The 12,874-nt window shown below is 70.5% G+C and carries 10 protein-coding genes; 9 read left to right on the forward strand and 1 reads right to left on the reverse strand.

Translation table 11 applies throughout. The annotated features are described in order from the left end of the window. Positions 1 to 32 precede the first annotated feature (32 nt). The 8 genes from GA0070216_RS23000 to GA0070216_RS23040 all read left to right on the forward strand — a co-directional run bounded on the left by GA0070216_RS23000 (position 33) and on the right by GA0070216_RS23040 (position 10,245). Positions 33 to 1,418: an extracellular solute-binding protein gene (locus GA0070216_RS23000; RefSeq protein WP_245722657.1), complete on the forward strand. Its 1,386-nt coding sequence runs from the start codon at positions 33 to 35 to the stop codon at positions 1,416 to 1,418. Continuing rightward, positions 1,415 to 2,368: a carbohydrate ABC transporter permease gene (locus GA0070216_RS23005; protein ID WP_091250009.1), complete on the forward strand. Its 954-nt coding sequence runs from the start codon at positions 1,415 to 1,417 to the stop codon at positions 2,366 to 2,368. Before GA0070216_RS23000 ends, GA0070216_RS23005 begins: the two co-directional genes overlap by 4 nt. After that, entirely contained in the window at positions 2,368 to 3,285 is a 918-nt protein-coding gene (locus tag GA0070216_RS23010; protein ID WP_091250012.1) for a carbohydrate ABC transporter permease, read from the forward strand. The genes GA0070216_RS23005 and GA0070216_RS23010 overlap by 1 nt, the downstream gene beginning before the upstream one ends. Then, entirely contained in the window at positions 3,285 to 4,352 is a 1,068-nt protein-coding gene (locus GA0070216_RS23015; protein ID WP_091250015.1) for an ABC transporter ATP-binding protein, read from the forward strand. Before GA0070216_RS23010 ends, GA0070216_RS23015 begins: the two co-directional genes overlap by 1 nt. Further along, positions 4,352 to 5,428: an ABC transporter ATP-binding protein gene (locus tag GA0070216_RS23020; protein ID WP_091250018.1), complete on the forward strand. Its 1,077-nt coding sequence runs from the start codon at positions 4,352 to 4,354 to the stop codon at positions 5,426 to 5,428. The genes GA0070216_RS23015 and GA0070216_RS23020 overlap by 1 nt, the downstream gene beginning before the upstream one ends. A 153-nt stretch (positions 5,429 to 5,581) precedes the next feature. After that, positions 5,582 to 7,042, forward strand: a complete 1,461-nt coding sequence (locus GA0070216_RS23025) for an NAD-dependent succinate-semialdehyde dehydrogenase (protein WP_091250021.1) — start codon at positions 5,582 to 5,584, stop codon at positions 7,040 to 7,042. Between the two features lie 186 nt (positions 7,043 to 7,228). Further along, the gene (locus GA0070216_RS23035; RefSeq protein ID WP_091250026.1) at positions 7,229 to 8,437 is read left to right on the forward strand and encodes an iron-containing alcohol dehydrogenase; all 1,209 of its coding nucleotides are present in this window, start codon (positions 7,229 to 7,231) and stop codon (positions 8,435 to 8,437) included. A gap of 404 nt (positions 8,438 to 8,841) precedes the next feature. Beyond that, on the forward strand, positions 8,842 to 10,245 hold the full coding sequence (locus tag GA0070216_RS23040; protein ID WP_176739093.1) for a ricin-type beta-trefoil lectin domain protein: 1,404 nt from the start codon (positions 8,842 to 8,844) through the stop codon (positions 10,243 to 10,245). 372 nt (positions 10,246 to 10,617) lie between these two features. Here the strand turns inward: GA0070216_RS23040 and GA0070216_RS23045 are convergent, their stop codons facing one another. After that, the gene (locus GA0070216_RS23045; protein WP_091250031.1) at positions 10,618 to 11,508 is read right to left on the reverse strand and encodes an SDR family oxidoreductase; all 891 of its coding nucleotides are present in this window, start codon (positions 11,506 to 11,508) and stop codon (positions 10,618 to 10,620) included. A 186-nt stretch (positions 11,509 to 11,694) separates the two neighbouring features. On the opposite strand from GA0070216_RS23045, the gene GA0070216_RS23050 reads away from it, so the two are divergent. Next, complete coding sequence (locus GA0070216_RS23050; protein WP_091250034.1) at positions 11,695 to 12,579, forward strand: LysR family transcriptional regulator; 885 nt, start codon at positions 11,695 to 11,697, stop codon at positions 12,577 to 12,579. Positions 12,580 to 12,874 lie beyond the last annotated feature (295 nt).

Here is a 12,874-nt window from a genome sequence, read left to right on the forward strand (position 1 = left end):
GACTTGGACGAACATCCGTTTCTGGCCGAAAGGTGCAGTTGGCGACGGCGGCCATGCTGCTGGTGGCCACGACCCTGGTGGCGTGCGGCGACGGCCAGGACGACGACGCGAAGGTGAGCGCCCCGAAGGCTCCGGCGACCATCCCGGAGCTCACCAAGGACCCGCTGACCCTCAGCTTCATCTGGTTCGACTGGCCCCCCGCCCACGCCCTGGAGGACTTCGCGAACGCGGAGTACAAGAAGGAACGGCCGAACGCGACCATCAAGGTCAACACCGTGCCGAACGCGAACTGGCACGACGCGATGTTCACCCAGTTCGCCGCGCGCAAGACCGACTTCGACATCGCGATCCTGGACTCGCAACACATCGGCGAGGCCGTGACGAACGGCAACATCCTCGACCTCACCGACTTCGTCAAGAAGAACATCGACGTCAAGGCCTACGACCCGTACCTCCTGGCGGCCTACGGCCAGTTCCCCCAGGCGGAGACCGGCAAGCGCGACGAGAACGCCAGCCTGTACGGGCTGCCGCTGCTCGGCGACACCTGGACGATGATCTACCGCAAGGACCTGATCGGCGACAAGCCCCCGCAGACCTGGGACGAGATGATCTCGGTCGCCGCGAAGTGCCAGGCGAACAACCCCGGCGTCAGCGGGCTGGCCTTCCACCAGGCCAACGGCTCCGACGCCGCGGCCGTCACCTACAACACGGTCAACGGCGTCTACGGCGGCAACCTCTGGGACCCCAAGAGCCGCAAGATCGACGGCGTCCTCAACGACACCGCGGGCCATGAGGCGATGGACGTCCTGGTCAACAAGATGAAGCCGCTGACCGCCAAGGGCTCCGGCAACTGGTTCATCGACGAGGTGAACGCGTCGGTCGCCCAGGGCAAGTCCTGCATCGCGTTCAACTGGATCGCCGCGAGCGGCGGCCTGCTCGATCCGAAGCAGTCGACGCTCGGCACCACCCGGGAGCAGATCCTCGACAAGCTGGGTTTCGCCACCCTGCCGAGCCAGAAGACGAATCTGGTCCCGCTCGGCGGCATGGGGATGCACGTGTCGGCCTACTCCCCCACGGCGAAGCAGGCGGAGGCCCTGAACTTCATGCAGTGGTTCGAGCGGGCCGATGTCCAGAAGAAGTGGGCCGCAGCCGGTGGCGTGCCCTCGCGTACGGACGCCCTGGAGTCGCCCGAGTTCCTCAATGCCGGGCCGTTCAACCAGGTGTACACCGACTCGGTGCCCCGGATGCGGGACATGTGGAACGTGCCTGAGTACGCGCGCCTCGTCGACATCGAGAACACCAACGTCAACGCGGCGCTCAACGGTGCGAAGAAGCCGAAGGAAGCGCTCGACGACATCGCCAAGGAGCAGCAGGGCGTGCTCGACTCCAGCAACCGCAAGGGCGGCGGAGGACTGTGAGTGACCCCGCCCCTGCGACGACCGACCGCCCCGGGCAGGTGGCGTCCGCGACGCCACCTGCACCGGGCCGGTCCCGCCGCCGGCTGAGCGACCGCGGGCTCGCCGTGGTCTTCATCTCCCCCGCGCTGCTGCTGTTGCTCGGCATGTCGGTGTTCCCGTTGCTGTGGGCGTTGTACCTGTCGTTCACCGACTACTCGGCCACCCGCGGCGGGCCCGCCCGTTTCGTCGGCTTCGGGAACTACACCGCCATCCTGACGTCGGCGCAGGTCCACCAGCGGGCCCTGACCACGCTGATCTACGTGGTCGGCGCGGTCACCCTGCAGACCGTGCTCGGGTTCACCATCGCCTACCTGATCTCCCGGCGCACGCACGGGCGGGGACTGCTGACCACGCTGTTCCTGGTGCCGATGATGCTGTCGCCGGTCGTGGTCGGGCTGTTCTGGCGGTTCATGCTCGACGCGCAGTTCGGCGTGATCAACAGCATGCTCGGCTCGCTCGGCCTGGGGCAGGTGGAGTGGCTCACCCGGCAGCGGACGGCACTGGTTTCCCTGATCATGGTCGACACCTGGCAATGGACGCCGTTCATCATGCTCATCGCCCTCGCGGGCCTCACCGCGGTGCCCAGGTACCTGTACGAGGCCGCCTCGATCGACCGGGCGTCCGAGTGGTTCCGGTTCCGCACCATCACCCTTCCGCTGGTGTGGCCGCTGCTGCTCATCGCCGTGTTGTTCCGGGCCATCGAGGCCTTCCGGCTGTTCGACCTCGTCTACATCCTCACCAGCGGTGGTCCGGGTGTCTCCACCGAGACGTTGTCGTTCCACGTCTACAAGGTCGCGTTCCTGGGCTTCAACACCGGCACCGCCTCGGCGTACGGCATCCTCATGGTCCTCGTCGTCATCGTCCTCACGCAGCTCTACCTGCGCTACCTGAACAAGCTCAAGGAGGGCTGATGGCCGTCTCCGTCGACAAGGCCGTGGCCGCGGGTCCCGCCCGGGACCGCCCGCCCCGCGTGCGTCGCCGCGGCGGCCGGGGCCGGGGCCGGTCGCTGCTGGAGGTCGTGCTGCTGACCGTGCTGGCCGTCGTGATGCTCTTTCCGGTGCTCTGGATGATCGAGACGTCCATCAAGGAGAACCGCGACGTCTACGCCATCCCTGCGGAGTTCATCGGCTTCACGGTCACCCTGGACCATTTCAAGGATGTCTTCGTCGCCGGCGACGGCGGTCGTTCGGCGCTGTCCGTCGCGTTCCTCAACTCGGTGGTGGTCGCCGGGGTCTCCACGGTGCTGGCCACCGTGCTGGGGGTCCCGGCGGCCTGGGCCTACTCGCGCTTCACGCTGAGGGCCAAGAAGGACCAGTTGTTCTTCATCCTGTCCACCCGCTTCATGCCGCCCGTGGTGGTCGTGGTGCCGATCTTCCTCATGTACCGCCAGGTCGGACTCATCGACACCAAGCTCGGCCTGATCCTCATCTACGCCGCGTTCAACGTCCCGTTCACGATCTGGATGATGAAGGGGTTCGTCGACGAGGTGCCCGCGGAGTACGAGGATGCCGCCATGCTCGACGGCTACACCCGTCTGCAGGCGTTCTGGAAGTTCACCCTGCCCCTGCTCGTGCCCGGCATCGCCGCGACGGCGGTCTTCGCGCTCATCTTCTCGTGGAACGAGTTCGTGTTCGCCATCTTCCTCACCTCCAGCGACAGCGTGCGGACGGCCCCACCGGCCATCGCCGGCCTGATCGGTGGCACCACCGTGGACTGGGGTCTGGTGGCCGCCGCCTCGGTGGTGTTCGCCCTGCCGGTGCTCGTCTTCGCCTACCTGGTGCGTCGGCACCTCGTCGCCGGTGTGACGCTCGGGGCGGTGCGACGCTGATGGCGGGCATCGAAGTGACCGCGCTGCACAAGCGCTACCCGGACGGGACGGTCGCGGTCGACCACGTGGACCTGTCCATCGGCGACGGCGAACTGTTCGTGATGCTCGGCCCTTCGGGTTGCGGCAAGACGACCACGCTGCGGGCCATCGCCGGCCTGGAGAGGCAGACGTCGGGCGACATCCGCATCGGCGACACGCTCGTCAACGACCTGCCGCCCGCCGAGCGCGACATCGCCATGGTGTTCCAGTTCTATGCGCTCTACCCGCATCTGCGGACCCGCGACAACCTGGCGTTCCCGCTGCGGGCCGAGGGACTGCCCAAGCCGGAGGTGCACGCGCGGGTCGAGGAGGCGGCCCGGTTGATGCGACTCGGTCCGCTGCTGGACCGGCGACCGCGTCAGCTGTCCGGCGGGGAGCAGCAGCGGGTCGCGCTCGCGCGCGCCCTGGTGCGACGACCGCGCGCATTCCTCATGGACGAACCTCTCACCAACCTGGATGCGGAGCTGAGGGCGGACATGCGCACGGAGATCAAGCACCTGCAGGGCGAACTGGGCGCCACGATGGTCTACGTCACCCACGACCAGGTCGAGGCGATGTCGCTCGGTCACCGGATCGCCATCCTCCACAAGGGCCGCGTGGAGCAGATCGGCACGCCGCTTCAGGTGTACGACCGGCCGGCGAGTCTCTTCTGCGCCGCGTTCATCGGCTCCCCGCCGATGAACCTCATCGAGGTGGAGGTGGCCGACGGGACGCTGCGCGGCAAGGGCGGACTGACCCTCACGCCACCGCCGGGACTGCCGCGCGACCGTCGCCTGGTCGCCGGCGTGCGGCCGGAGGCGCTGGAGGTCACCGCACCGGAGGCGGAACGGTCGGTTCCGGCCCGCGTGGTCTCGGCGGAGTGGCTGGGCGACGAGATCATCTACGTGGTCGACCACGGCGGCCAGCAGGACGTACGGGTGCGGATGCCACCGACCGTCCGGTTCGCCGCTGACGCACCGGTCGGGCTACGGCACACCGGCGGGACCCCGGCGGTCTACGACGTGAGCACGGAAGAGCTGGTGGCCTGATGGGAACCGTTGCGGTGCAGGGGCTGTGCAAGTCCTTCGGCAAGGTCCAGGCCCTGGACGGGGTGACGCTGGACGTGCCGGACGGCGCGTTCTTCGTGGTGCTCGGGCCCTCCGGGGCGGGCAAGACGACGACCCTGCGCGCGATCGCCGGCCTCGACAAGCTGGACTCCGGGTCGGTGCACCTGGACGGCAAGGACGCCACCGGGGACGCCCCGGCCGCCCGCGACCTGGCCATGGTCTTCCAGAACTACGCCCTCTATCCGCGACACACCGTGTTCGAGAACATCGCGTCGCCGCTGCGGGCACGCCGCTGTTCATCGCGCGAGATCGCCGCTGCCGTCGAGCGGATGTCGCGCCTGCTGCACATCGAACGTCTGCTGCAGCGTCGTCCCGCGCAGTTGTCCGGCGGGGAGATGCAGCGGGTCGCCCTGGCCCGGGCGCTGGTCCGCAGTCCGCGCGCGTTCCTCATGGACGAGCCGCTGACGAACCTCGACCTCAAGCTCCGCGTCGAGATGCGCACCGAGCTCACCCGCATCCACCGCAGCCTCGGAGCGACCTTCGTCTACGTGACCAACGACCAGGTCGAGGCGCTGTCGATGGCCGACCAGGTCGCGGTCCTCCGGGAGGGGAAGGTGCAACAGGTGGGCACGCCGACCGAGGTGTACGAGCGTCCCGCCAACCGGTGGGTCGCGGGATTCGTCGGGAGCCCGCCGATCAGCCTGCTCGCCTGCCGCGCCGAGGGGGATCGTCTGGTCGGTGCGGCAGGCTGGACGCTGCCCCGGCCCCGCTGGGCGACGGCGCAGGACGGTCGTGCGCTGCTACTGGGCCTGCGTGCGGAGGACCTGTCCGTCGAGCAGCGTGGGGACGCGTCGTTGGCGGGAGAGCTCTACGGGCTGGAGCCGCTCGGTGACCGGACGGTGGTCGACGTCCGGGTGGGGACGGAGATCCTCAAGGTCAAGGCACGACCCACCGTCGTCGGCACGCCGGGCGAGCGGCTGCGGGTCACGGTCGACCTGGACCGTGCGCACCTGTTCGATGCGGACACCGGGCTGTCGCTGTCCGGGGCCGGGCGGTAGCCGCGCCGGGTGGCGACGGCACCATGCGCCAGCGCGGCCATCGCGCCTCGGCGGGCCGCCACCGGTGAGGACGGATGACCCTTCCTTGCCCGCGCGCCGTGCGATCGCCGAGGCACGCCGGACATCACCACGACGATCACAGGAGGCGACGCAATGAGTGACCCGATGGACGTCCTGGCCCCGGAGCACCGGCGGCTGCGGATCGGCGACGCCTGGCGTGACGCCGCGAGCGGCGCCACCTTCGCCGTCGAGGACCCCGCCACCGGTAAGACCATCGCCGAGGTGGCGGACGCCGGCGTCGTCGACGGGCTCGCCGCTCTGGACGCGGCGAGCAGGGCGATGGCGGACTGGGCGGCGACCCCGCCGCGGAAACGGTCAGAGCTGTTGACCGCGACGTACCGGGCCCTGACCGGGCGGTCCGAGGAGATCGCCCGGCTGATAACGCTGGAGATGGGCAAGCCGCTCGCCGAGGCGCGGGCAGAGGTGGCCTACGGCGCCGAGTTCTTCCGTTGGTTCGCCGAGGAGGCGGTACGCGTCGAGGGGCGCTACGGCACCGCTCCCGCGGGTGGATACCGCATCCTCACCGTGCCGAAGCCGGTCGGACCGTGCGTCTTCGTGACGCCCTGGAACTTTCCGTTGGCCATGGGCGCCCGCAAGATCGCTCCCGCGCTGGCCGCGGGCTGCACGACGGTCACCAAGCCGGCCGGCCAGACCCCCCTCACCATGCTGCTGCTGGCCCGCATCATGGAGGAGGTCGGCGTACCCCCGGGCGTCGTCAACGTGGTGACCACCAGGCGCTCCGGCGAGGTGGTCTCGGCGCTGCTCGCCGACACCCGGACCCGCAAGCTGTCGTTCACCGGGTCGACCGAGGTCGGGCGGGTACTGCTGCGACAGGCTGCGGACAACGTGCTGCGTACCTCGATGGAACTGGGCGGCAACGCGGCCCTGATCGTGTGTGCGGACGCCGACCTGGACGTCGCGCTCGACGGCGCCATGGTGGCCAAGATGCGCAACATCGGGGAGTCCTGCATCGCGGCCAATCGGATCTACGTCGAGGAGCCGATACGCGAGGAGTTCGTCGCGCGTTTCACCGCGCGGATGGGTGCGCTCTCGGTGGGCCCCGGTCTCGACGACGGTGTGGACGTCGGGGCGTTGATCGACGACGCCTCGGTCACCAGGATCGACGAGTTGGTCGCCGATGCGGTCGCGCGCGGCGCCCGGGTCCTGGTGGGCGGCGAGCGTCCGGCCGGGCCGGGCCACTTCTACCCGCCCACGGTCCTCGTCGACGTGCCCGACGATGCACGGATGCTGGGGGCGGAGATCTTCGGCCCGGTGGCGCCGGTCATCTCGTTCACGTCCGACGACGAGGTGCTGGCGAAGGCCAACGACACCGAGCACGGCCTGGTCGGGTACGTCTTCACCCGTGACCTGCAGCGGGCGCTGCGGTTCGCCGAGGGGCTGGACACCGGGATGATCGGCATCAACCGTGGCCTGATATCGGACCCGTCGGCCCCGTTCGGCGGCGTGAAGCAGTCCGGCATCGGCAAGGAGGGGTCGCACGAGGGCATCCTGGAGTACCTCGACCTCACCTACGCGGCGATCGACCTACCGTGACCGGCCTGCCGCTGCGGGCGTCCGCCGGGGATCACCGCGCCCTGTGCCCACCTGACCTGCCCGGTCTCCGCCCGGCAGGCGTCCACGCCGCCCGGGCGGCCGACCTTGCCGACGCCGTCGGGGTCTCGCAGGTGACCTGGCCGTCCGCCCCGCACACCGCCGCCGACGCTCCGGAGAGGCACCGACATGCTTGAGACCGTCCGCGGACCGCGCCAACTGATAGTGGGCGAAGGGGTCGCGCAGAACATCCCCCGGGTGGTGGCCGAGAGTGGCTCGCGGGTCCTCATCGTGACCGACCGGGTCCTGCTCGGGCAGCCGGGCGTGGCCGGGATCGTGGCCGCCGTGCGGGAGCGGGTCGAGGTCGTCGAGGTGTTCTCCGACGCGACCCCGGACGTGCCACTCACCGATGTCGAGCTGGCCGTCTCGGCGGCCGCCGCGGTGGACGCCGACGTGATCCTCGCCATCGGGGGCGGCACGGTGATCGACCTCGCCAAGATCGTCGGCGTCATCCGGCGGCACGGTGGGACGCCGCGCGACTTCTACGGCGAGTCGCGGGTGCCGGGACCGACGATCCCTCTCATCGCGGTCCCCACGACGTCGGGCACCGGCTCCGAGCTGACCCCCGTGTCGGTGCTGACCGACCCGGACCGCGCGCTGAAGGTGGGGGTCTCCAGCGTCCACATCGTGCCCGACTTCGCCATCGTCGACCCCGAACTCACCTACACCTGCCCGGCGACCGTCACCGCCCACTCCGGCATCGACGCGTTCTGTCACGCGGTGGAGAGCTACACCGCGCGACCCCGGCCCCACGGACCGCGCGACCCGGTGGAGCAGGTGTTCCTCGGCCGCAACCCGGTCACCGACCACTACGCGCTCCGGGCCGCGGAGCGGATCGCCCGGAGCCTGCGTCGTGCCGTCAGGGACGGCGGGGACACGCAGGCGCGGGCGGACATGTCCTACGGGGCCGTGCTCGCCGGGCTCGCCTTCTCCCACGCGGGCAACGCGGCCCCGCACGCTCTCCAGTACCCCATCGGCGCGGCCACGCACACGCCGCACGGCCTGGGCGTCGGTCTGCTGCTGCCCTATGCGCTGGACGCGGCCAGGGCTGCCATCGGCGACCGGTTGGCCATCCTCGCCGGGGTGTGCGGGCTCGACGTGGCCGACGCCTCGGACGACGAGGCCGCCGAGGCGTTCCTCAGCTGGCTCGACGGGCTCCTCGCCGACATCGGCATCCCGCCCACCCTGGCGGACATCGGCGTGGCCCGCGCCGACCTCCCACGCTTCGCGGAGATGGCCGGTGGCGTCACCCGCCTGATCCAGAACCATCCCGGCCCGACCGACACGGCCAGCCTGACCGCGATCCTCGAAGCAGCCTGGACCGGCGATCGGACCTGACAGCGACAGTGACCGGCCTTTCCCGCGGCTTGACGCAGGTCGTGCCGCAGGTGCCAGCTGTCCGCGGCAGAGGCCGCACGCATTAATTCATTGACGATCGTCATTTGACACACCGATTGACATAGATCTATGGTGTGGCGAATCGATTCGCCGAGCCTGTGCAAACCCTGTCCGAGTGGGGCCTGTCTGCCTGGTCAGCAGTTCGGCCGTGGGCCAACCCCCCGGCGACCGGGCTGGCCGACACCGTAGAGCGTCACCTCCACATCCGACGCTCGACGCACGGTGCGGCGCGGCCAGCGGAATCGACGAGGCGACCGGGGGTGACCCCGGGAGGCCCACCGCCAAGGCGCAGACGTGGGGAAACGGTGCTCCGCCACCCGGTCGCCGAGTTGGTCCGCAGCCCGATGAGCTCTCCAGGACAGAAGGAGTTGAAGGTCTTGAAACACCGGTCAACCGCGGCGACCGTGGCAGCTGCCGCGGTCGCCCTCACCATGGCCGCCGGTCTGGCCATCAGCGGCGGACTCGCCTCCGCAGCCACCCACACCGCCACCCTGGCCACCACCGCCGGCTGCGGAAAGGCGCCCACCCTCACCAGCGGCACCCACACCATCTCCAGCGGCGGCCGTAGCCGCAGCTACATCCTGCGCATCCCCGACACCTACGACAACAATCACCCCTACCGGCTGGTCTTCTCCTTCCACTGGGTCGGCGGTACCGCCGAACAAGTGGACAACGGCAGCACCAGTGGCATCGAATGGTCCTACTACGGGCTTCGTGTCGACAAGTACGGCAAGTCCAACACCATCTTCGTCGCCCCCCAGGGCATCAACAACGGCTGGGGCAACAGCAACGGCCAGGACCTCACCTTCGTCGACGACATGACCCGGCAGATCGAAAGTAGTCTCTGCGTCGACACCACCCAACTCTTCGCCTCCGGGTTCAGCTACGGCGGCGCCATGACTTATGCCATCGCCTGTGCCCGCGCCACCGTCTTCCGCGGCGTCATCGTCTACTCCGGCGGCGTCCTCAGCGGCTGCCAGGGCGGCACCCAACCCATCGCCTACTTCGGCATCCACGGTCTCCGCGACGGCACACTCCCCATCTCCGGCGGACGCTCCATGCGCGACCGGTTCGTCCAAAACAACGGCTGTACCTCCCGGAACCCCCCAGAACCAGCCCAAGGCAGCCTCACCCACATCGTCACCTGGTACACCGGCTGCCGCACCGGCTACCCCGTCGTCTGGGGTGCCTTCGACGGACCCCACGCCCCCAACGCCGTCGACGGCTCTGCCGACCCCTACGCACCCGGCGCCAAATCCTGGACCCAGGCCGAAGTCTGGAGATTCATCACCTCACTCGACGGCGACGGACCCACCACCCCGCCCACGACCGCCCCGCCCACGACGCCACCACCGGGTAACGGGCAGCAGATCGTGGGCTCCCAGTCCGGCCGGTGCGTGGACGTGCCGAACTCGACCCAGAACAACGGCACCCAGGTGCAGCTGTGGGACTGCGGCAACGCCACCGGCCAGCGCTTCACCTACACCGGGGGCAGGCAACTGCAGGTGTACGGCAACAAGTGCCTCGACGCCAACGGCCAGGGCACCAGCAACGGCACCGCGGTGATCATCTGGGACTGCAACGGCGGCGCCAACCAGCAGTGGAACGTCAACGCCAACGGCACCATCATCGGTCAACAGTCCGGCCTGTGCCTGGACGCCAACGCCGCCAACACGGCCAACGGCACCAAGCTCGTCCTCTGGTCCTGCAACGGCGGCGCCAACCAGCGGTGGAGCCTGCGTAGCTGACCGCCCCGCGTGCCACCACTGTCACCCTGCCCGGCACGGGGCCGGCCGTCGTCGAGACGTACGACCCGGCAGGGGTGCGCCGGTCGCGGACGGTGGTGTCCGGCGAGACCGTGCCGGCACGGGTCCTGCCGGGCGGCTCCACCGTCGTGCGGCGCTGACGCGGCCTGCGGCGGGACCGCGGCGGTGCGGTCCCGCCGCAGGTGGGCTGGCGAGGCGGCTCACCGCCGGTCTCCGGGCGGGCGCCGTGGCCCAGAGTCGTACGCCGGGGTACCTCCGCGGGTCGGGCCACCGACCCTTTCCCTCGCGCGCAGGCGCTGATCGGGGCCGCACGTGACGTCGACGCGGACGACAACGCCCTTCAGGTCGCGGAGATCAGCGGCTGAAGTAGTGGCCCTCGTCCAGGTCGTCGAGGAGTCCCGCGTTCACCGGCTCCCAGCCCAGCAGCTTGCGGGTGACGAGGCCGGAGGCGGCGGTGTCATGGGCGACGACCGGCCCGAGGAAGCCGAAGTGCCCACCGGTGTCCCCGGCGGGGATTGAGGTGACCGGCACCCCGAGCCGCCGCCCGATGGCCTCGGCGATGTCCCGGAACGGCACCCCCTCGTCGCCGACGCCGTGCAGGCGACTTCCGGCCGGCGCCGACTCCACGGCGCGGCGGAACAGGTCCGCCGCGTCGAGGCGGTGCACGGCCGCCCACCGGGTGGTGCCGTCGTCCGCGTACGCCGAGAAGCCCTTGACCCGCGCGATGTCGATCAGCCGGGGGAGGAACCCGTGGCGGTCCCCGACGCCGTGCACGCTGGGAGGCAGCCGGAGCACCGAGGCGCGTACGCCCCGCTCGGCCAGGGCCAGGGTGGCCTTCTCGGCGCGACCACGGGGGAACGCCGGACCGGCGGCGTCGTCCTCGGTGCTGACCCGGCCGGGAGTGAGCAGTGTGGTGCCCGAGGTGACGACCAGCGGCCGGTCCGAGCCCACGAGCGCGTCCCCCAGCGCTTCGACGGCGCGCAGGTCGGCCGCGACGGCGGCACCGAAGTCGGTGAAGTCGTGGATGAACGCGGTGTGGATGACGCCGTCGGCCGCCGCGGCACCGGCACGCAGGCTCGCCACGTCGTCCAGCGAGCCACGGTGCACCCGGGCTCCGGCGGCGGTGAGCACCGCGGCCGACGCCTCGGATCGCGCCAGCCCCAACACCTGGTGCCCGGTGTCGAGCAGCTCACGAACGACCGCGGTACCGATGAAACCGGTCGCGCCGGTGACGAAGACAAGCATGGTGCCCCCTTCGGGGAGGAACTCGCCGGCGCGGCGGAATGCCGGGCCGATGCTGCCCAGGATGGACCGGTCCGGCGGCGGGGGTCCAAGGCCCGATGCGTATCCGGCGATACGGATCAGGTATGTCCGCTGGTGAGCGCCGCATCGGGTGGCGGCCGACGACCGTACGGTGGATACGGTTGAGGCATGTCTGACGGACGGCCCGCCATCGATCTGGACCTGCGGCTGGTCCGCTACTTCACCGTCCTGGCCGAGCAGCGGCACTTCGCCCGCGCCGCCGCCCTGCTGCACATCACCCAGCCGTCCCTGAGCCGGCAGATCCGCAACCTCGAACACCAGCTCGGTGTCCGCCTGCTGGAACGCACCGCCAAGGGCAGCCACCTCACCGAGGCGGGCGAGGTGTTCCTGCCGGAGGCCCGGGCACTGTTGCGATCGGCGGCCCAGGCGGCGGCCCGTACCCGGGCCGCCGCGCAACCGTACCGGCTCATCGTCGGCTACACGGCCGACCTGATCGTCACTCCCGCCGTACGCAGTGTGCGCGACCGGAACCCGGACGCCGACGTGCAGGCGGTCCATCTGCACTGGGGACAGGCCCGGGAGGCGCTCCTGGAACACCGGGTGGACGCGCTGATCGCCCGCCTCCCGCTGGCCACCGACGGCCTGCACGTGACGATCCTCTACGACGAACCACGGGTCCTGGCCGTGGCACTGGATCACCGCCTGGCCGGCAGGGAATCCGTCACGCTCGACGACATCGCCGACGAGCCGCTGCCACGGGTGCCCGATGCGGCCTGGAACGCGTACTGGCGGATCGACCCCCGGCCGGACGGGCGGCCGGCGCCCGGTGGCCCGCTCGTGACGGCCGCCGAGGACAAGCTGGAACTCGTCGCCGCCGGTCAGGCGGTGGCCATCGTGCCCGGCGGCCTCCGCGGTCTGCGCCCGGACCTGACCACCGTGGCGCTGGAGGGCATCGCCCCCGGCCACGTGGTGCTCGCCACCCGATCCGGTGATCGCTCGCGTCTGCTGGCCGAGTTCAGCAGGGCGGCCCGACGCCATCTGACCAGCTCGTGAGGGCCCCCGGCCACGACCCTGATCGTCGATCACCTCGGCCTCCACCAGCCGCCGTACCTTCCGGTCACCGACCCGCCGTGGCGCGACCTCGACCGGTTGCTGGCGCTGGCCGGCACCGTACCCTGCCCCGGACAACCCGCTCGGGGATGCCCCTCAGACTGACACCCGTCCGTCGTCCCTTTGCCCCCCAGAGTCCGATACCGTGGACGGACAGCACGCAGAGTCATGACGACCGCCACCGATCCCTCCCGGAGTTCCCGACGTCCGCGCCCGGCCTGGGGACCGGACGTGACCC

This window comes from Micromonospora matsumotoense (assembly GCF_900091525.1).
GTDB lineage: Bacteria > Actinomycetota > Actinomycetes > Mycobacteriales > Micromonosporaceae > Micromonospora > Micromonospora matsumotoensis.